This window comes from Methylobacterium organophilum (assembly GCF_022533465.1).
Taxonomy (GTDB): Bacteria; Pseudomonadota; Alphaproteobacteria; order Rhizobiales; family Beijerinckiaceae; genus Methylobacterium; species Methylobacterium organophilum.
Window position 1 is genome coordinate 1363311 of record NZ_CP092848.1, and the last position, 18862, is coordinate 1382172.

At 69.5% G+C, this 18862-nt stretch carries 20 protein-coding genes; 9 read left to right on the plus strand and 11 right to left on the minus strand.

Annotated features, from left to right (window positions below):
* Nucleotides 1-190 precede the first annotated feature (190 nt).
* Entirely contained in the window at nucleotides 191-1495 is a 1305-nt protein-coding gene (gene ispG, locus MMB17_RS06285) for a flavodoxin-dependent (E)-4-hydroxy-3-methylbut-2-enyl-diphosphate synthase (RefSeq protein WP_241101469.1), read from the minus strand.
* Between the two features lie 365 nt (nucleotides 1496-1860).
* Between ispG and MMB17_RS06290 the strand changes: the two genes are divergently transcribed.
* The 3 genes from MMB17_RS06290 (at nucleotide 1861) to MMB17_RS06300 (ending at nucleotide 4539) form a co-directional block, all read left to right on the plus strand.
* Nucleotides 1861-2973, plus strand: a complete 1113-nt coding sequence (locus MMB17_RS06290) for a patatin-like phospholipase family protein (protein WP_238309501.1) — start codon at nucleotides 1861-1863, stop codon at nucleotides 2971-2973.
* 120 nt (nucleotides 2974-3093) lie between these two features.
* Complete coding sequence (locus MMB17_RS06295; protein ID WP_238309500.1) at nucleotides 3094-3699, plus strand: sigma-70 family RNA polymerase sigma factor; 606 nt, start codon at nucleotides 3094-3096, stop codon at nucleotides 3697-3699.
* Nucleotides 3700-3765: 66 nt separating this feature from the next.
* Complete coding sequence (locus MMB17_RS06300) at nucleotides 3766-4539, plus strand: anti-sigma factor family protein (RefSeq protein ID WP_241101470.1); 774 nt, start codon at nucleotides 3766-3768, stop codon at nucleotides 4537-4539.
* 66 nt (nucleotides 4540-4605) lie between these two features.
* Here MMB17_RS06300 and MMB17_RS06305 read toward each other — a convergent pair whose 3' ends face one another.
* On the minus strand, nucleotides 4606-5565 hold the full coding sequence (locus MMB17_RS06305) for a bifunctional riboflavin kinase/FAD synthetase (RefSeq protein WP_241101471.1): 960 nt from the start codon (nucleotides 5563-5565) through the stop codon (nucleotides 4606-4608).
* Nucleotides 5566-5837: 272 nt separating this feature from the next.
* On the opposite strand from MMB17_RS06305, the gene MMB17_RS06310 reads away from it, so the two are divergent.
* On the plus strand, nucleotides 5838-6221 hold the full coding sequence (locus MMB17_RS06310; RefSeq protein WP_238309497.1) for a response regulator: 384 nt from the start codon (nucleotides 5838-5840) through the stop codon (nucleotides 6219-6221).
* Between the two features lie 34 nt (nucleotides 6222-6255).
* Nucleotides 6256-6792 carry a chemotaxis protein gene (locus MMB17_RS06315; protein WP_241101472.1) on the plus strand — a complete coding sequence of 179 codons (537 nt, stop codon included), beginning with the start codon at nucleotides 6256-6258 and terminating at the stop codon, nucleotides 6790-6792.
* Between the two features lie 78 nt (nucleotides 6793-6870).
* On the opposite strand, the gene MMB17_RS06320 is transcribed toward MMB17_RS06315, so the two are convergent.
* The 3 genes from MMB17_RS06320 to MMB17_RS06330 all read right to left on the minus strand — a co-directional run bounded on the left by MMB17_RS06320 (nucleotide 6871) and on the right by MMB17_RS06330 (nucleotide 8871).
* The gene (locus MMB17_RS06320) at nucleotides 6871-7236 is read right to left on the minus strand and encodes a response regulator (RefSeq protein ID WP_238309495.1); all 366 of its coding nucleotides are present in this window, start codon (nucleotides 7234-7236) and stop codon (nucleotides 6871-6873) included.
* 151 nt (nucleotides 7237-7387) lie between these two features.
* Complete coding sequence (gene hpt, locus MMB17_RS06325) at nucleotides 7388-7957, minus strand: hypoxanthine phosphoribosyltransferase (RefSeq protein WP_238309494.1); 570 nt, start codon at nucleotides 7955-7957, stop codon at nucleotides 7388-7390.
* A 53-nt stretch (nucleotides 7958-8010) separates the two neighbouring features.
* A complete protein-coding gene (locus MMB17_RS06330; RefSeq protein ID WP_241102135.1) occupies nucleotides 8011-8871 on the minus strand; it encodes a zinc-ribbon domain-containing protein in 861 nt (286 codons plus the stop codon).
* A 164-nt stretch (nucleotides 8872-9035) separates the two neighbouring features.
* Between MMB17_RS06330 and ftsE the strand changes: the two genes are divergently transcribed.
* The 3 genes from ftsE (at nucleotide 9036) to MMB17_RS06345 (ending at nucleotide 11650) form a co-directional block, all read left to right on the plus strand.
* On the plus strand, nucleotides 9036-9731 hold the full coding sequence (gene ftsE, locus MMB17_RS06335; protein ID WP_238309646.1) for a cell division ATP-binding protein FtsE: 696 nt from the start codon (nucleotides 9036-9038) through the stop codon (nucleotides 9729-9731).
* The gene (locus tag MMB17_RS06340; RefSeq protein WP_241101473.1) at nucleotides 9728-10693 is read left to right on the plus strand and encodes a cell division protein FtsX; all 966 of its coding nucleotides are present in this window, start codon (nucleotides 9728-9730) and stop codon (nucleotides 10691-10693) included. Before ftsE ends, MMB17_RS06340 begins: the two co-directional genes overlap by 4 nt.
* A gap of 255 nt (nucleotides 10694-10948) precedes the next feature.
* Nucleotides 10949-11650: a YdcF family protein gene (locus MMB17_RS06345; RefSeq protein WP_241101474.1), complete on the plus strand. Its 702-nt coding sequence runs from the start codon at nucleotides 10949-10951 to the stop codon at nucleotides 11648-11650.
* 225 nt (nucleotides 11651-11875) lie between these two features.
* Here the strand turns inward: MMB17_RS06345 and mqo are convergent, their stop codons facing one another.
* From mqo to MMB17_RS06375, 6 genes are all read right to left on the minus strand, one after another.
* Nucleotides 11876-13561, minus strand: a complete 1686-nt coding sequence (mqo, locus tag MMB17_RS06350; protein ID WP_420847342.1) for a malate dehydrogenase (quinone) — start codon at nucleotides 13559-13561, stop codon at nucleotides 11876-11878.
* A 196-nt stretch (nucleotides 13562-13757) separates the two neighbouring features.
* Nucleotides 13758-14588 carry a DMT family transporter gene (locus tag MMB17_RS06355; RefSeq protein ID WP_241101476.1) on the minus strand — a complete coding sequence of 277 codons (831 nt, stop codon included), beginning with the start codon at nucleotides 14586-14588 and terminating at the stop codon, nucleotides 13758-13760.
* An 8-nt stretch (nucleotides 14589-14596) separates the two neighbouring features.
* Nucleotides 14597-15772 (minus strand): radical SAM family heme chaperone HemW, encoded by a 1176-nt coding sequence (gene hemW / locus MMB17_RS06360; RefSeq protein ID WP_241101477.1) that lies wholly within the window; start codon nucleotides 15770-15772, stop codon nucleotides 14597-14599.
* A gap of 15 nt (nucleotides 15773-15787) precedes the next feature.
* Nucleotides 15788-16423, minus strand: coding sequence for an RdgB/HAM1 family non-canonical purine NTP pyrophosphatase (gene rdgB, locus MMB17_RS06365; RefSeq protein WP_238309488.1), 636 nt, complete (start codon nucleotides 16421-16423; stop codon nucleotides 15788-15790).
* The gene (rph, locus tag MMB17_RS06370; RefSeq protein WP_238309487.1) at nucleotides 16420-17133 is read right to left on the minus strand and encodes a ribonuclease PH; all 714 of its coding nucleotides are present in this window, start codon (nucleotides 17131-17133) and stop codon (nucleotides 16420-16422) included. The genes rdgB and rph overlap by 4 nt, the downstream gene beginning before the upstream one ends.
* Before the next feature lie 136 nt (nucleotides 17134-17269).
* Nucleotides 17270-17557 (minus strand): hypothetical protein, encoded by a 288-nt coding sequence (locus MMB17_RS06375; RefSeq protein WP_241101478.1) that lies wholly within the window; start codon nucleotides 17555-17557, stop codon nucleotides 17270-17272.
* Nucleotides 17558-17812: 255 nt separating this feature from the next.
* On the opposite strand from MMB17_RS06375, the gene hrcA reads away from it, so the two are divergent.
* Nucleotides 17813-18850: a heat-inducible transcriptional repressor HrcA gene (gene hrcA, locus MMB17_RS06380; RefSeq protein WP_241102136.1), complete on the plus strand. Its 1038-nt coding sequence runs from the start codon at nucleotides 17813-17815 to the stop codon at nucleotides 18848-18850.
* Nucleotides 18851-18862: the final 12 nt, after the last annotated feature.

Consider the following 18862-nt stretch of genomic DNA (forward strand, 5'->3'; position numbering starts at 1 on the left):
TGAGGCGGCGGCATCGGATCGGAGCCTCGCGGCTCATCCCGGTGCCGGCGGCGGGCGGTCGCTCCGACTCGTGCGCGGCCCGCGTCTTTCGTGATTCCGTATCCCCGGATCGGAGTCGAGAGGCCGTGGGCCGGTCCCGGCGGCGTCCCGCGATTTTTCGAGGGACGCGTGGGGAGCCCCGGCCCGCCCGTCACTCCGCGGCGTTGCGGGCGCCCTGGCCGAACCGCCGCTCGATATAGTCGATGACGATGGTCTCGAAATCCTTGGCGAGGGTGGCGCCGCGCAGGGTCATCGCCTTCTTGCCGTCGATGAAGACCGGGGCGCTCGGGCTCTCGCCGGTGCCGGGGAGCGAGATGCCGATATCGGCATGCTTCGATTCGCCCGGGCCGTTCACGATGCAGCCCATCACCGCGACGTTGAGCCCCTCGACGCCCGGATAGGTCTTCTTCCATTCCGGCATGGAGGTGGTGATCCAATTCTGGATGTCGCGGGCCAGCTCCTGGAAGGTGGTCGAGGTGGTGCGGCCGCAGCCCGGGCAGGCCGCCACCAGCGGGACGAAGGTGCGGAAGCCCATGGTCTGCAGGAGCTCCTGCGCGGCCTTGACCTCCAGCGTGCGGTCGCCGCCGGGCTCGGGGGTGAGCGAGTAGCGGATCGTGTCGCCGATGCCTTCCTGCAGCAGCACGCCGATGGCGGCGGAGGCCGCGACGATGCCCTTCGAGCCCATGCCGGCCTCGGTCAGGCCGAGATGGATGGCGTAGTCGGAGCGGCGGGCGACCTCGCGGTAGACGGCGATCAGGTCCTGCACCGCCGAGACCTTGGCGGAGAGGATGATGCGGTCCTTGGGCAGGCCCAGGGCAACGGCGCGGTCGGCGGAGGTGAGGGCCGACTGCACCATGGCCTCGCGCATCACCGCGCGGGCATCGATCGGGCGCGGGGACTTGGCGTTCTCGTCCATCAGATGCGTCAGCAGCTCGCCGTCGAGGGAGCCCCAGTTCGCGCCGATGCGAACCGTCTTGCCGTACTTGATCGCCTGCTCGACGATGGTCGAGAACTGGACGTCCTTCTTCTCCTTGAAGCCGACATTGCCCGGGTTGATCCGGTACTTGGCCAGTGCCTCGGCGCAGGCCGGATGGTCGGACAGGAGCTTGTGGCCGATATAGTGGAAGTCGCCGACCAGCGGCACGTGCACGCCGATGCGGTCGAGCCGCTCGCGGATCTTCGGCACGGCGGCGGCCGCCTCGTCGCGGTCGACGGTGATGCGCACCAGCTCCGAGCCGACGCGGGCGAGCTGGGCGACCTGGGCGACCGTGGCGTCGATATCGGCCGTGTCGGTGTTGGTCATCGACTGGACGACGACGGGGGCGCCCCCGCCGACGGTGACGGCCCCCTCGCCTTCGCCGACGCGCACGCCCACCGTGCGGTGGCGCGGTGCGGGGCCTGCGATCTCGGGGCCGGTTCCGGCGATCGGGTTCGCGAGGGCGTCGGGAGCGTCCATGGTCAACCTTGGCTTCGAGGGCCCGGGTTTCGAGGGCCTTGCGGTCGCGGTGCCGGTCGGGCGGCAGCGTCCGCGGATCCGGGACATACCCGATAATCGCTGCGCGCGCGACCGTTTCGCATATGGCCCCTGCCGGCCGGGCGGGGAGGTCCGCCGGGCGGCGGGCAGCGCAGGTCTGCACCGAACGCGCGCCGCGGCGGCGATTTTGCGGCGTTCCTTTCCGCACTTCGCGGTGAATGTCGAGCCTGGGTGCCGGTCCGCGGCATCCCATATGCGTGCGGGAAGCGCCGAAACGCCGGCTGCGGCCAGGCGTTACCGCGCGGCAACACGACGAGTGCATCGCAACATCGAGGGTGAGCGAACCCATGGATCAGTCAGGATCGGCTCCCGACCTCCACAACCCCGCCACCGCCGTGCCGTCCACGGCCACGGATTTCACGGAGTCGCGGGACGGCTTCACGGGGCTCGCCGGGCCACGGGCCGAGAAGGCGGTCTCCCTGGCCCTGCAGGGCGGCGGGGCGCATGGCGCCTTCACCTGGGGTGTGCTCGACGCCCTGATCGAGGATGGGCGCCTCGCCTTCGAGGCGGTGACCGGCGCGAGCGCCGGGGCCATGAACGCCGTCGTGCTGGTCGACGGCTGGCTCGAGGGCGGGCCGGACGGGGCGCGCGCCGCCCTCGAGGCCTTCTGGCGCCGGGCCAGCCTCGACGCCGATCTCTGGCCGGCCCAGCGCAGCGTGTTCAACGGGCTCTACAAGTTCTGGCACGGCAACCCGGTGGCCGAGTTCTGGCTCAAGGCCTTCTCCTTCAGCCCCTACGTGGCCAATCCGCTCAACATCAATCCGCTCCGGAAGGCGCTCGTCGCGAGCGTCGATTTCGAGCGCCTGCGCCAAGCCGACACCGCCAATGTCTACGTCTCGGCCACCAATGTCTGGACCGGCAAGCTCGCCGTGTTCGAGCGGGAGCGCCTGACCGTCGACCACCTGCTGGCCTCGGCCTGCCTGCCGACGGTGTTCCAGGCGGTGGAGATCGACGGCGTGCCCTATTGGGACGGGGGCTATCTCGGCAATCCGGCGCTCTACCCGCTGCATGCCGCCCGGACGCGGGACGTGCTGCTCGTGCAGATCAATCCCGTGGAGCGCCGCGAGACCCCGCGGACGCGGGAGGAGATCCAGGACCGGCTCAACGAGATCACCTTCAACGCCAACCTGATGCGCGAATTGCGGGCGATCGACTTCCTCGACGGGCTGATCGAGGAGGGGGTGCTCGGCAATCGCGGCTACCGGCCGGTTCTGGTCCACCGGATCGACGGCACGGACGCTCTGGAGGATTACAAGGCGTCTTCGAGGCTGGATGCGCGGTGGAAGGTGTTCAAGCGCCTGCGCGACAAGGGCCGCTCCGCAGCCCAGGCCTGGCTCGCCGAACGCTACGAAAACATCAACCACAGGTGTACTCTGGACCTGCAATCTACGTATCAATAGTTGTTTCTCCCCGGCGGCATCCTCAGCCATGTGCGGTGGCGCACGTGCGTGGCGAGGCCGCGGGGATGGCCGGGATTATTCCGCCGCCCTCGCCCGTCTTCCCTATCAATGAGTGGAAAGATGCGCAGCAAAAGCCCCGACATCGTCGACCTGCTCGTGCCATTGCGGCGCTATGCGCGCTCCCTGACACGCGACTCGTTGAAAGCCGACGATCTCGTGCACGACACGTTGGTCCGCGCCCTCGAATCCCGCAGCAACCTGCGGCCCAATACCAACCTGCGCACCTGGATGATGACGGTGCTGCACAACGTCTTCATTGACGAGCAGCGCCGCCGGCGCGTCGAGGCGCGCCACGCCGACGCCCTCGTCCAGATGCACGACGAGGTCGCCCTGCCGGCTCAGGAAGGGCAGGTGCGCCTCGCCCAGGTCAGGGAGGCCTTCGAGAGATTGCCCGAAGAGCAGCGCGCCGCGCTTCACCTCGTCACGATCGAAGGCATGGCCTATGCGGATGCGGCGGCTGTACTCGGCATCCCGATCGGCACGCTGATGTCCCGCCTCGGCCGCGGCCGGGCGGCGTTGCGCGCCTTCGAGGAGGGTGAGGCGGGTCGTGCGCGGCGTCCTGCGGCCCCCCCTGAGAGCGGGCGTCCGAAGCTGCGCCTCGTCGCGCGGGACGGGCGCCCGGATGAAGCGGACACGGCCGGCCTCGCCCGCGCTGTCGGAAACTGAGCCGAGGCGAACTCCTTGAGACGCGACACGGAAATATCCGGGAAGGACGGACTTCGGAGTGGACTTATGGTCGACCCGGTCACGGAAACCGATCTCATCGCCTATGTCGATGGAGAGCTCGACGCGATGCGGCGCCTCGAAGTGGAGGCGCATCTGGCGTGCCATCCCCAGGACGCGGCCAAGGTCATGGCCGATCTGCGGGATCGCGACGCGTTGCGCGAGGCTTTCACGCCGACCGTCGGCCTGAGCCCGGACCGGCTGCGGTCGGGCGCGCGCCGCATGGACCGGGCCCTGGCTTGGCAGCGGGTCAGTGCGCGGCTGCGCCGTGCGGCGGCGATCGCCGTCCTCGTGGGCGCGGGCTGGCTTGCCCATTCCGAGATCGGCACCTTCGGCGTGCCGGACACCTTCGCCTCGCCGGTCGATCCCGTGCTCGTCGAGGAGGCGCAGCAGGCGCGCGAGGCCGCCGCGGTGCGGGCCCGCTCCCAGGCCCTGCGTCCCGGCGTCTACGATCGGGCCGATCTCCAGGCGGCGACGGGCCTCGATCTGCCGGAGCTGCCCGCCGACTGGACGGTGCAGGACGTGCAGGTCTTTCCCGGGCGTCACGGTACCGGCGTGGAAGTATCGATCCATGCCGGGCAGCTCGGCGACCTCGCCCTGTTCGCCATGCCGAGCGGCCGGGACGCCGCGCCCTCCGATGGGGTGGCGCGCCCCGGCGACGGTGCCACTGCCTACTGGCGCAGCGGGCGCACGTCGTACGCTCTCAGCGGCGCCCTGGGCGACGGGCTGGGCCAAGCGGCCGGCAAGCTCGCCATGACCGCGGTCCATCCGGCGGGTCATTGATCCGCCGCGTCCGCTTGGGAAGCCGCACGGATCGAGCCTCGGGGCCTGCCTCGGAGGCGACCGCCGTTAGGCTTCCAGCATCGAGAGGGATCGGTCGCCGGCGATGATCGCCCGGGCCTCGGCCGCGTCGACATGCATGCGGTCGATCAGGGCCTGGGCGCTCTCGAACCGGGCCTCGCCCCGGATGAAGCCCAGGAACTCGATGCCGAGGCGCTGGCCGTAGAGGTCGCCCGCGAACGCGAACAGGTTCACTTCGAGAAGCGGCGCGCCGTCGTCGAAGGTCGGGCGCCGGCCATAGCTCGCGACCCCGTCTTTCAGGCTCCCATCCGCCAGCCTGGCCCGTACCGCGTAGATGCCGTGGGCGAGGCCGCAGGATTCGAGGGCGATGTTGGCCGTCGGGAAGCCCAGCACGCGCCCGCGCTTGTCGCCGTGGCGGACCTCACCCAGCACGAACCAGCGGTAGCCGAGCAGGGCGTTGGCCCGGTCGATGTCCCCGGCCCCGAGCGCCGCGCGGATGGCGCTGGAGGAGACCGGCGGCTGCCCCGGGGCGGGCGCGATGGGCGGGATGATGCGGCAGGCGAGGCCGGATTCCGCGCAGAGCCGCGCCAGCATCTCGGGGGTGCCCTCACGTCCTTTCCCGAAATGGAAGTCGTGCCCGATCACGACGCCCGCGAGCCCCAGATCCGCCTTCAGCAGCCCCTCGACGAAGGCGCGGGCGCCCGTGCCGGCGAGGGTGGCGTCGAACCGGCGCACGATCAGCCCGTCGAGGCCGAGGCGGGCGAACACGATCTCCTTGGCGGCTGGTCCGGTGAGCCGGAACATCGGCTGGTCGGGAGCGAAGAAGGCGCGGGGATGCGGCTCGAAGGTGAGGGCCACGGCCGGGCGCGCCCCCGCCTCCGCGCGCACCGCCTCGATCAGGGCCCGGTGCCCGAGATGCACACCATCGAAATTGCCGATGGCTGCAATGGCACCCCGGAGCGTGGTGGGAACAGCCTCGTCCTCACGACAGATCGCGAACCGATTCACGAAATATCCCGTCTCCGCTGGGGCGGCCTCACCGAGGCCGCTCTGGGATCCACCCGCGCGCGGTGAGCCCGCGCGGCTTGCACGTCGCCGGACGTCTCGGCTCCCTCGAGGGTTCGGATGCCGGCGGACCCTGTCGAAATCGGTTCCGGCGGTCAAGCGAGCGAGGCACGACTCGGGCCTCTGCGCAGTTAACCCCTTCGCAATCCGCATCTGCGTATTTTGGGGCTCGAAAGGAAGCCGCCACCCTCGGCTCTTATCGGAGCAGCACGTCCATGGCCCTCGACCTCGGCATGCCGATCCTCGTCGTCGACGATTATCAGACGATGGTTCGCATCATCCGCAACCTCCTCAAGCAGCTTGGCTTCGAAGACGTCGATGACGCCTCCGACGGCACGGCCGCCCTCGCCCGTCTCAAGAATCGCAAGTACGGTCTCGTGATCTCGGATTGGAACATGGAGCCCATGACGGGCTACGAGCTCCTCCGCCATGTCCGCGCCGACGAGGGCCTGCGCACCACCCCCTTCATCATGGTGACCGCCGAGTCGAAGACCGAGAACGTCATCGCTGCCAAGAAGGCCGGCGTGAACAACTACATCGTCAAGCCGTTCAACGCCGCCACGCTGAAGAGCAAGATCGAGGCGGTCTGCGGCGCCTGAGAAGCGGGACGATCGAGGGCCGGGAGACCGGGCGATGGGCATGACGGCGGAAGCATCGACGCGTCGGGGACCCGATAAGGGCACTGCCCCGATCGTGCGGGAGCTGATCGAGATTGCCGACTACATTGCCAGTCTCCGGGAAGCGATCGCGCTGCTGAAGACGAACGAACTGACCCGGGACCGCCTGCCGATGGTGCATGGCGAACTCGGGGAGGTGGTGGCGGCGACGGCTGGGGCGACCAACACGATCATGGAAGCCGCCGAGGCGATCCTCGCCTTGCCCGAAAGCGAGGATTACCGCGCCGAGGTGGAGGCGCGGATCTTCACGATCTTCGAAGCCTGCACCTTCCAGGACATTACCGGTCAGCGCATCGCCAAGGTCGCCGAGTCGATGAGCCTTCTCGAAGGCCGCTTGGCACGCTTCGCTGCGGTGGTCCGGACGCGCGACGCGCACGATATCGAGCCGGAGGAGGCACAGCGCCGCGAGCGCCAGGAAAGCCTCCTCCTCAACGGGCCGCAGCTCGGGGGACCGGCCACGGCCCAGGACGCGATCGACGCCCTGTTCGATTAACGGCTTGCCAGGATCCGAACATGAACGAGGCCGCCGGCAGGACTGCTGGCGGCCTCGTTCGTGTGCGCAGGAGGGGCGTCAGGCCGCCAGCGCCCGGGTCACCGTGTTGCGCAGGTCCGACAGGGAGAAAGGCTTCGTCAGCACGTCGGTCACGATGGCGTCGAGACCGCGGGCGCGTTCGCGCTGGTCGGCGAAGCCGGTCATCAGCAGGATGGTGAGATCGGGATAGTCGCGTTTGGCCGCGAGGGCGAGGGCGATGCCGTCCATCAGCGGCATGCGGATATCGGTCAGCATCAGGTCGAAGCGACCCTCCGACTCCATCAGACGGTCGAGGCCATCGCTGCCGTCGACCGCGATCGTCACGTCGTGACCGTCGAGCTCGAGGCCTCTCTTCAGGAAGCCACGGACCGTTTCTTCGTCGTCGACGAGCAGAATGCGCGCCATCTGAACGGACTTCGGCTCCTCTGCTCTGCCCAATGACTCACTGACGCAAGCGCGATGCCGCGGTGTCAAGTTCCATCGTGCCGCAGGGTTCTGAAAAACGCGAAATATGTCCGGATCTTGAACGGACCACGTGCTCTGCGGGTCAACTGGGTCAGGTGCCGCCGAACAGATCGGGATCGGTGCTCTCGTAATCGACGAGTCCGACGAAGGGCAGCTGGCGGAACGCGTGCGCCGCGTCCATGCCGTAGCCGACCACGAAGACATCAGGGCAGACGAAGCCGACGAAATCCGCGTCGATGGTCACGGCACGCTTGCCCGGCTTCTCCAGGAGCACTGCGGTCAGCACGCGCTTGGCGCCGCGGGCCATCAGCAGGTCCTTCGCGAAGACCAGGGTGCGGCCGGATTCGAGAATGTCGTCGATGAGCAGTACGTCGCGCCCGCGCACCTCGCTCTGGACGTCGCGCAGGATCTCGACCTGTCCCGAGGATACGGTGGAGGTTCGATAGCTCGACAGGTGCACGAACTCGACTTGCGGCGAGAGGCCGGCATGGTGGAGCGAGCGCAGCAGATCGGCGGCGAACATGAAGCTGCCCTTCAGCACCGCCACGACGAGTAGGTTCTCGGGGGCGGCCTTCACGATCTCGGCGGCGATCTCCTCGTTGCGGCGGGCGATCGCAGCTTCGTCGAAGAGCACACGGACACGGCGGGATGCAGTCGTCATGGCTCTCTCATAGCATGCGGGCCGGCCTCTGCCAGCGCCGTTCAGGACGGGGATCAGTGATGCGCCGGGGGCTGGGCTGACGTTCGGGTCGCGGTCTCGGCCGGCTCGGCGGAAGCGCCCGCGGCGGCGAAGCGCACCTCGATCCGGCGACCCTGGGCGGGCGGGTCGGACAAGGTCGCGCGGAACCGGGCGAAATCCTGCGGCTCCAGCCCCGCACGGGGCGGCGCGACGGTCCAGCGATGCAGCGGCGCGCCGCTCGCATCGTGGATCTCGATCTCGATCGGCGGCACGTCGACACGCTGCCGGGCGATGCCGACGAGGTCGCCCTCGATCACGAGCTGAGCCGGGGCGCCCCCTTGCGCGGGCGTCTGGAAGGCGTGGACGTCACGGATCTCGATGCCGCGCAGGTTCACCGGCAGGCCGATCCTCGCGAACACCGCCGCACTTTGCGGCATGGCGCGGACCACCGTGCTGCGGCCGAGGATTGCGAGCGGCATCAGGGCGCAGATCGCTAGCGCCGTGGCGAGGCCCGGCGAGAGCCGTCGGGGAAGGAGCGCGGTGCTCCCTTTCCGACTGCGGAATGATTTGGTCCGGCCCGCCGGCTTGCGGGGTCCACGCCGGGGCGGCGTCGGCTGTTCGATGACGGTCGCGTCCTCGGCGGGAGCGTTCGGGACGTCCTCGGATGGCAGAGCCTCGAAGCCGGCCGGCGCCGTGGGGACCGGCGACGCAGCCTCTGCGGAGGGACTGAGGCCGAATTCCTCCGCGATCTCCGCGGCCCGGGCCGCGGCGACGTCGTCGGGTCCGATGAACCAGGTCTCGCGGCAGGCGGCGCAGCGCACGGAGCGGCCGGCCGGGCCGACGCGATCCGTGTCAATCCGGTATTCGCTGGCGCAACTCGGGCAGACGATCAGCATGGCGACCCGCTCGGGGCCTGACGGCGGGTTGCCGTGGGCCGGAAAAAAACTCACACCGCTTTTCGCGGATCGCGGTTAATCCGGCGTGAAATCCCCGGTCGCGGACCGGGCGTGAGGCGGCGGAATCTGAGGTGGAGCACGGAGATTTGGCCGGCGGGGCGAAGATGGGCAGCCTGCTCACCGGGGCGGAGGAGCCGGTGGTGCGATTCGAGAATGTCGGCATGCGCTACGGGCTCGGGCCCGAGGTGCTGAGCGATGTGAGCTTCTCGATCGCGCCCCACTCCTTCCAGTTCCTCACGGGACCGTCGGGGGCGGGCAAGACCACGCTCCTGCGCCTGATCCTGCTCTCGGTGCGCCCGACCCGCGGCCTCGTCTCCGTGTTCGGCTCGGAGGTGAGCGGCATCTCGGGGGCGGCCCTCACCGGCCTGCGCCGACGCATGGGCGTGGTCTTTCAGGATTTCCGGCTGCTCGACCATCTCACCACCTACGAGAACGTCGCCCTGCCCCTGCGCGTGCAGGGGCGAGCGGAGACGAGCTATCGGGCGGAGGTGGTCGAGCTTCTGCGCTGGGTCGGGCTCGGCGAGCGCATGCATGTGCTGCCGCCCCTGCTCTCGGGCGGCGAGAAGCAGCGCGCGGCCATCGCCCGTGCCCTGATCGCCCGGCCCGAGCTGTTGCTCGCCGACGAGCCGACCGGCAATGTCGATCCGAGCCTTGCCCGGCGGCTGCTGCGACTCTTCCTGGAACTGAACCGCCTCGGCACCTCGGTGGTGATCGCCACGCATGATTTCGGTCTGATGGATCTCGTCGAGGCACCCCGGCTGGTGCTGGGCGAGGGGCGTCTGCGGGTCGAGGGCGTATGAACCAGATCCCCGATCCGCCCCGCGCGACCGCCCTGTCGGATGCGGCCGAGAGCCCGCTGCCGCCGACCCTGCGGCGCAATGCGCCCCTGGTCCCCACCGATTCCGCAGCGAGCCGGGCGCTGGCCGCTGTCATCGCGATCCTGACCTTCCTCGCGGCCCTCTGCGCCGGGGCGGCGGAGATCGTCGCCTCCAGCGCCGCGCAGTGGCAGGGCACGGTGGCCCAGGAGGTCACCGTGCAGGTGCGCCCGGGTCCAGGCCGTGACATCGAGGCCGACATCGCCAAGGCGGACGGAATCGTGAAGGCCGCCCCCGGAATCGCCGGGACGCGGGTCTTCTCGAAGGCCGAATCCGAGCACCTGCTCGAGCCCTGGCTCGGCAGCGGCCTCGACCTGTCGGACCTGCCGGTGCCCCGGCTCATCACCCTGAAGCTGTCGGACAGCCCCTCCCCCGACCTGAAGGCCCTGCGGGCGAACCTCACCGAGGCGCTGCCCGGCGTCGCCAGCCTCGACGACCATGCCCTCTGGCTGCAGCGCCTCTCGACCATGGCGCATACCTTCGTCGGCATCGGCGTCGGCATCGTCGGGCTGGTGCTGGTGGCGACCGGCCTTGCGGTGATCTTCGCCACCCGCGGCGCCATGGCCGGCAACCGCGAGGTCGTCGAGGTGCTGCATTTCGTCGGGGCCGGAGACGACTACATTGCCCGGGCCTTCCAGAGCCGCTTCTTCCGGCTCGGCCTGCGCGGGGGCGCCATCGGTGCGGGGCTCGCTTTTCTCGCCTTCTTCCTGGCGAGCCTTCTTTCCCGGTTCTGGCGCTCGGGTGCCGCGGGCGACGAGATCGAGGCACTGTTCGGCAGCTTCCAGATCGGCTGGCGCGGCTACCTGGTCATCGCCCTGATCGGGGTGATCGCCTCGGTCGTGACCGGGATCGTCTCCCGCGTCACTGTGCGCCGGTTCCTGAGCTGAAAGCACTGGCCCGCCAGCCGGCTTGCGGGTGTGGGCACAGCCCGTTAACCATTCGTCAACGTTTCAGGGAGGAAATGCTTCGTCACGGCAAAACCGCAATCGAGGCTAAGGTTTAGGCCCATGTTCCGGAACCTGGCAAAGCCGGCCGCACCGACGCCTTTCGAGGCGTTCGGCTGGGCCTGGCAGGAGGGTTCGGCTGGCGCCGGGCCGATGCGGCAGGGCGGAGCACTCAAGCGGGGATCCTTGCGGCTGTCCTTGCCCATCCCGAAGAGCGGACGTTCCCGTTTCCCGGTCCGCGTCCTCGCCGCCGCCGCCGCGCTGTCGACGGCCCTGTTCGCCGGCGGCTTCCTCGCGTTTGTCGGAACGATCGAGCGGGCGGAGCGTCCGCAGGATGCGAGCGTCGACGGCATCGTCGCCCTGACCGGTGGGGCGCAGCGCATCGGCGATGCGATCGAGCTGCTCGCCTCCGGCCATGGCCGGAGGCTGCTGATCTCCGGCGTCAACGAGCGCACCAGCCGCGAGGAGATCGCCCGGCTCAACCCGAGCCAGCGCCACCTGATCGCCTGCTGCATCGACCTCGATTACCGGGCGCGCAACACCATCGGCAACGCCATCGAGACACGGCGCTGGATGCGCCGCCATCATTTCGGGACGATCGCCGTCGTCACCTCGAACTACCACATGCCCCGCACCCTGGTGGAGCTCGGCAATGCCCTGGACGAGACCGAATCCCTCGTCCCCTACCCCGTGGTCACGGACGGGATCGATGTCGGGCGCTGGTGGGCCGAACCGGCGACGGCCCGGCTGCTCGTCGGCGAATACGTGAAGTTCCTGGCGGCCTGGCTGCGCACCCGTTTCGAGAGCGATCCGGAGGATTCGCATTTCGCCGTGCTGCTCGGGCGCGGCCGGCCCCCGGTGAAGCGGGTGGCCGAGCGCCTGATGCGTGAGGCGCACTAAGGACGCTCGCCCCGCTCCGGAAAAGCGGAGAGGCCGGAAGGCATGGCCGCGTCGAGAGGGGCGTTCCTGCGGCCGCTGTAACGCGAGACAAGGCCGCCCTCGATCTGACTCTTGACCCGCACGTCAGCCTCCCTCTGCCCGGAGGCGCGCATCCGCGCGCGGCTTCGGTCCTGATCGCTCGGTGTCTCCCGCCGAAGGGTGATCGCTTCGGCGGGAGACCCGGTGTCAGGGCGCCATGTCGGGGACCGGCTTGATGATGCCCGGCTCGGCATTGGTGGCGGTGCCGTTCGCCACGGGCTGCGCCGGCGCGGCGGCGAGCGGGGGCGGCGGGGTCAGCTGCAGGTGCTCGGCCGTGTAGGCGAGCTCTTGGTAGGCCTTCTGCGGATCGTCGTTCAGCTTCGTGCCGTAGCTCGGCACGATCTGGCGGATCTTGGCCTGCCACTCGGGGCTGGCCACCTTCTGCGCGAAGACCTTCTCCAGCACGTTCAGCATGATCGGCGCGGCGGTCGAGGCCCCCGGCGAGGCCCCGAGCAGGGCGGCGATGCTGCCGTCCTTGGCGCTCACCACCTCGGTGCCGAGCTTGAGCACCCCTCCCTTCTCCGGATCGCGCTTGATGATCTGGACGCGCTGTCCAGCCTGGACCAGCCGCCAATCGTCCTTTTTCGCGTTGGGGAAGTACTCGCGCAGGGCCTGGTAGCGATCCTCGTCGGAGAGCATCAGCTGCCCGGCGAGATACTCGACCAGCGGGTACTCGTCCCAGCCCACGCGCATCATCGGCCAAACGTTGCTGGTGGTGGTGGAGGAGAGCAGGTCGAAATAGGAGCCCTCCTTCAGGAACTTGGTCGAGAAGGTGGCGAAGGGTCCGAACAGGATCATCCGCTTGCCGCCGATCACACGGGTGTCGAGATGCGGCACGGACATCGGGGGCGAGCCGACCGAGGCCTTGCCATAGGCCTTGGCGAGATGACGCAGCGCCACATCCTGGTTCTCGGTGACGAGGAACGAGCCGCCCACGGGGAAGCCCGCATAGTCGTCGGCTTCCGGGATGCCCGACTTCTGCAGCAGGTGCAGAGCGCCGCCGCCCGCGCCGATGAACACGAACTTGGCGTCCAGCGATTTCCGGCTGCCATCCTTCAGGTTCTTGGAGGTCACGCGCCAGGTGCCATCGGAATTGCGCTCGATGGTCTCGACCTCGGTCGAGAGACGCAGGTCGAACTTCGGCTGGCTCTGCAGGGCGCTGACGTACTGACGGGTGACTTCGCCCCATTCACAGTCGGTGCCTACGGGCGTCCAGGTCGCGGCGATCCGCTGCTTGGGATCGCGCCCCTCCATCATCAAGGGGACCCATTTCTTGAGCTGCTCGGGATCCTCCGAGTACTGCATGCTCGCGAAAAGCGGGCTCGCCAGCAGCGCCTCGTGACGCTTCTTCAGATACGCGATGTTCTCGTCGCCCCAGACGAAGCTCATATGGGGCGTGGAATTGATGAAGGAGTGGGGATTCTTCAGCACCCCACGCTGGACCTGCCAGGCCAGGAACTGACGGGTGACCTGGAAGGCCTCGTTGATCTTGATCGCCTGCTCGATCCGGACCTTCCCCTTGGAATCCACCGGCGTGTAGTTCAGCTCGGCCAGCGCCGAATGGCCCGTGCCGGCGTTGTTCCAGCCGTTGGAGCTCTCGAGCGCCACCCCGTCCAGCCGCTCGATCATGGCGAGCGACCAATCCGGCTCGAGCTCGCGCAGCCACACACCCAGCGTGGCGCTCATGATGCCGCCGCCGATCAGGAGGACATCGACCTTCGTGGTCTCGCCGGCAGCGAGGAGCGGAGCACTCGGCAGGGTCGAGGCTGCAAGCCCGGCCAGGGCGCCTCCGATGATCTGCCGCCGGTTCATCGGCAGGGAATTATGCTGCATGCGCCCGCCCTGATCGTGCACTTTCTCTTCCGGCATCATTTTATTTTTCGATTCGTGCAAAAATTATTTATCCGGCGCTCCGCTACAGCAATGATCGCCGCGGGACAATCAGGCGATTACATGGCTGGCATGCTCTGAAAAGCATGAGCGCGCTCAGAGCGCTGACGGGTCGCTCTCCCGAATTCGGGCTTTGCCTTCAGGCGCTTCCGATTGCCGCTGCTCCGAGCGCGATGACGAGGCAGGCCGCGATCCGGTGGGGCGTCAGGCGCTCGCCGAGGACGATGCGGCCGAGCAGGGCCGCGAAGACGACGCTGGTCTCCCGCAGGGCCGAGACGGCACCCATGGCGCCGCGCTGCATCGCCCAGACCACGGCGGCGTAGGCGGCGAAAGAGATCACGCCGCCTCCGGCCGCCTTCATCATCTCGGGGGCAGGCACGCGCAGCACGGCCGTTCCGCGCCGCAATGCGAGCCAGGATGGCAGGATGAGGTGGAACACGAACATCGCCGCGGCATAGGCGCGCCAGTCGCCTCCCTGCCGTACGCCGATTCCGTCGACCAGGGTGTAGCCGCCGATGGCGACGCCGGTCGCCAGCGCCGGCATGAGGGTCGCACGGCCGAGGCCGCCGCGCTCCCGAGCCAGAGAAAGGATGCCGCCGCTGACGAGCACGATACCGCAGGTGGCGAGCAGGCCGGGATGCTCCCCCGCGGCGAAGCCGGCGCCCAGCGTCACCATGGCGGGCGAGGATCCGCGGGCGATCGGATAGGTCTGCCCGAGATCGCCGGTGCGGTAGGTTGCGACCAAGAGAAGGTTGTAGGCGAGGTGGAGGGCGCCGGAAGCCACGGCGCAGGGCCAACTCGCGGGGGCCGGCAGGCCGTAGGCAAGAAGTCCGGCCAGCCCGGCCAGTCCCATGACGAGGTTCATCACGGCCATCGACCAGAGCCGGTCGGCCCCCCCGCGCAGAAGCGTGTTCCAGGCGGCGTGAAGGAAGGCGGCGAGGAGGACGAGGCCGAGAGTCGCCGGATCCATAAGGCGCCTCAGGCGGCGAGCGCTGCCACGAGCGCGTTCAACACCGGTGCCCCCCGGGGCGTGGCGGCGATGCGCCCGCCTTCGCGCCGGGCGATCAGCCCCTCCGCCGCAAGATCCGCAAGGCGGCCCTCGTCGAGGGGACTGCCCTTGAGCACGGCGTAGCGGGCGGGGTCGATGCCCTCGGCGAGGCGCAGGCCCATCATCAGGAACTCGTCGGCCTGATCGGGCAGGGAAAGCGGCTCCCATTCGCGGATGCCGTGGCCCTCGCGCTCGACCCGCTCCAGCCAGGCTTCCGGCGCCCGCTCCGTCACCGTGCCGGTGCGGCCTCCCGGCAGGACGAGGCGTCCATGGGCGCCCGGACCGATGCCGGCATATTCGCCGTAGCGCCAGTAGAGCAGGTTGTGGCGCGACTGGGCGCCGGTCCGGGCATGGTTCGAAATCTCGTAGGCCGGCAGGCCCGCCGCCTCGCAGACCTCCTGCGTGACGTCGTAGAGGGCTCGCGCCACCTCGTCGTCCGGTGGCACCAGCTTGCCGGCCTTGGCGAGGCCGAAGAAGGGCGTGCCCGGCTCGATGGTGAGCTGGTAGAGGGAGAGATGCTCTGCGGCGCGGGCGATGGCCTCGCGCAGTTCCTTCTCCCAGGCCTGCGGCGTCTGGCCGGGCCGGGCATAGATGAGATCGAAGGAGAAGCGCTCGAAATGTGCTGCGGCCGTTTCGACGGCCTCGAGCGCCTCGGCGACGCTGTGAAGGCGCCCGAGGGCCTTCAGGTCGGCGTCGTTCAGGGCCTGCACGCCGAGCGACACCCGGTTGACGCCTGCGGAGCGGTAGCCGCGGAAACGCCCCGCCTCGACGCTGGTCGGATTGGCCTCCAGCGTGACTTCGATACCAGGCGCGAACCCCCAGGCTTCGGAGACGGCTTCGAGGAGCCCCGCGACCGTCTCCGGGCGCATCAGGGAGGGCGTACCCCCGCCGAGGAAGATGCTGGAGACCCGCCGCCCCGGCGTCAGGCCGGCGACATGGGCGATCTCGCGCCGGAAGGCGGCGAGGAAGCGCGCCTCATCGACGGGCGCGTGCCGGACATGGCTGTTGAAGTCGCAATAGGGGCATTTGGAGGCGCAGAACGGCCAGTGCAGGTAGACCCCGAACCCGACATCGCGGGTGGGATGATCCGGAGCCTCCTGAACCATGCCCGGCGTCCGGCGTCAGCCCGGCCGCCGCAGGCAGGCGGCGGCGAGCGCCACGAAGGCGCGCGCCCGGTGCGAGAGGGCGGCCCCGCTCTGCCAGTCGACCCCGTGCTTCTCCTCGGACGAGATCTCGCCGAAGGTCCGGTCGAGGCCGTCCGGCTTGAACATCGGGTCGTAGCCGAAGCCGAGGCTGCCGCGGGGCGGGACGAGATCGCCGAAGACCCGGCCCTCGAACAACTCGGTGTGGCCGTCGGGCCAGGCGAGCACGAGGGCGGAGACGAAATGCGCCCGCCGGCTCTCGGCCCCGCGCTTGACGAGCTCCGCCTCGATCCGGGCCATCGCGCCGGAAAAGTCCTTGGACGGGCCGGCCCAGCGGGCCGAGAACAGGCCCGGCGCGCCGTCGAGGGCATCGACGCAGAGGCCGGAATCGTCGGCGAAGGCCGGCAGGCCGGAGGCCTCCGCCGCGGCGAGGGCCTTGATCGCCGCGTTCTCGGAGAACATCGTGCCGGTCTCGTCGGGCTCGGGCAGGCCGAGCTCGCCGGCCGAGACCGCCTCGACGCCGAAGGGCGCGAGCAATTCGCGCATCTCCACGAGCTTGCCGGCATTGTGGGTCGCGATGACGACCTTGCCGGACAGGAGGCGGTGGCCGCTCACGCGAGGGCCTGCTTCTGCAGGGCGACGAGCTGCTCGATGCCGCCGCGGGCGAGGCGGAGCAGCTCCAGGAACTGCTCCTCCGAGAACGGCTCCATCTCGGCCGTGCCCTGCACCTCGACGATGCCGCCCTTGCCGGTCATCACGAAATTGGCGTCGGTCTCGGCCGCGGAATCCTCGGCATATTCGAGATCGAGGACCGGGTTGCCCTTGTAGATGCCGCAGGACACGGCGGCGACATGGTCGCGCAGGGGATCGACCGAGATGATCGAACGCGTGCGCATCCAGGAGAAGCAATCGTGCAGGGCCACCCAGGCGCCGGTGATCGCGGCGGTGCGGGTGCCGCCATCGGCCTGGATCACGTCGCAATCGACCGTGATCTGGCGCTCGCCGAGCGCCGGCAGATTGGTGACGGCGCGGAGCGAACGGCCGATCAGGCGCTGAATCTCCTGGGTGCGGCCGGAGGGCTTGCCGGAATTCACCTCGCGGCGGGTGCGCTCGTGGGTGGCGCGGGGCAGCATCGAGTACTCGGCCGTCACCCAGCCCTTGCCGGAGCCGCGCAGCCACGGCGGCCCGCGCTCCTCCAGGGAGGCGGTGCAGAGCACCTTGGTCTCGCCGAAGGTGACGAGGCAGGACCCCTCCGCGTAGCGGGCCACAGCCCGCTCCAGGCTGACCTTGCGCAGCTCGTCGGGCGCGCGCTTGGAAGGCCGCATCCTGAAGTTCTCCGTCCCAAAATCCGAAGCCCGGGCTCATAGGCGCTGCCGCCCCGGGCGGCAACCCGGCCTTCGGAAACGGAAAGAGCCGCCATCCTTCGCGGATGGCGGCTCCCGGTCGGGCGGAGCGGTCGCGTCAGCGCCAGTGCTTGCGGTGGACCGGACGCTGCCCGTGGCGATGATGGCGATGGCGGTGCCAATGATGCCGGGGATGGCGGTGCCAGAGATGACGGTGACGGCGATGATGCCGGTGCCAGCGCCGGTGCTGGATCTCGAGGGCGGGGCCTTCCTGCGCCAGCGCGTCGGCGGGCACGGCGATCGGGGCGGCCGCCGCCGGCCGCGGCGCGGCGGCGAGCCCGATGCCGCCGAGGCCGATCGCGATCGCCACGAGCCGGGGGGCGAGCTTCCTGAAGGTCGCTGTCACGGTGGGTCTTCCTCCTGTCGATGACCGGTCTTCGGGATCGGTCCGGGCGGGATCTGTCCGGGCGTTCCTCACCTCTGTGAGACGCGCGAGCGACGCGGATCATCCCCGCTGCCGCAGCGGCGCAGCGTCCGGATTGATCGCGGGGCGGTGAGCGGACACAATCGGCCGCCGCCCTGAAGAGCCTGTCCGTTTCCCACCTTGTCCGATTCCTTCCCCTCCCCTTTCCCCCCGCTCCAGAGCCACGCGCTCGCGCAGATGAACGACCGGGCGCGGGAGATCTTTCGCCAGATCGTCGAGAGCTACCTCACCACGGGTGAGCCGGTGGGCTCGCGCAACCTCGCGCGCATCCTGCCGATGGGGCTGTCGCCCGCCTCGATCCGCAACGTGATGTCGGATCTGGAGCAGTCCGGGCTCATCTTCGCGCCCCACACCTCCGCCGGCCGGCTGCCCACGGAGCACGGCCTGCGCTTCTTCGTCGACGCGATCATGGAGCTCGGCGATGTCGGCCAGGAGGAGAAGGGGCGCATCGAGGCGCAGATGCGGGCGGCAGCCTCGCGCCACACCTTCGACAGCGCCCTGACCGAGGCCTCCAGCCTGCTCTCGGGGATCTCCCGCGGGGCCGGCGTGGTGCTGACCACGAAGGCGAATGCGGGCCTCAAGCATATCGAGTTCGTGCGGCTCGATCCTCACCGGGCCCTGGTGGTGCTGGTCTCGGTCGACGGCTCGGTCGAGAACCGCCTGCTCGACCTGCCGCCGGGTCTGCCGGCCAGCGCGCTGCAGGAGGCCTCGAACTACCTCAACGCCCGCCTGAACGGGCGCAGCCTCGACCTGTTGCGGGCGGAGATCGAGGCGGGCCGCCAGGCAATGAAGCGCGAGCTCGACGCGATCACCGAGCGCCTGGTCGATGCCGGGCTCGCCACCACGGTGGGACCCTCCGAGGCGCGCCAGCTCATCGTCCGCGGCCAGGCCAACCTCCTGGAAGATCTGCGGGCGGTCGAGGATCTCGAACGCATCCGCCTGCTGTTCAACGATCTCGAGACGCAGAAGGACGTGATCGAGCTCCTCTCCCGCGCCGAGGAGGGGGACGGCGTGCGCATCTTCATCGGCTCGGAGAACAAGCTGTTCTCGCTCTCCGGCTCCTCGCTGATCGCCGCGCCTTTCCGGGACGGCGACCAGAAGATCGTGGGCGTCGTCGGGGTGATCGGACCGACCCGGCTCAACTATGCCCGGATCGTGCCGATGGTGGACTACACCGCCCGCGTCGTCTCGGGCCTGCTCGACCGCGGGCGCTGAACGCGAAACGGC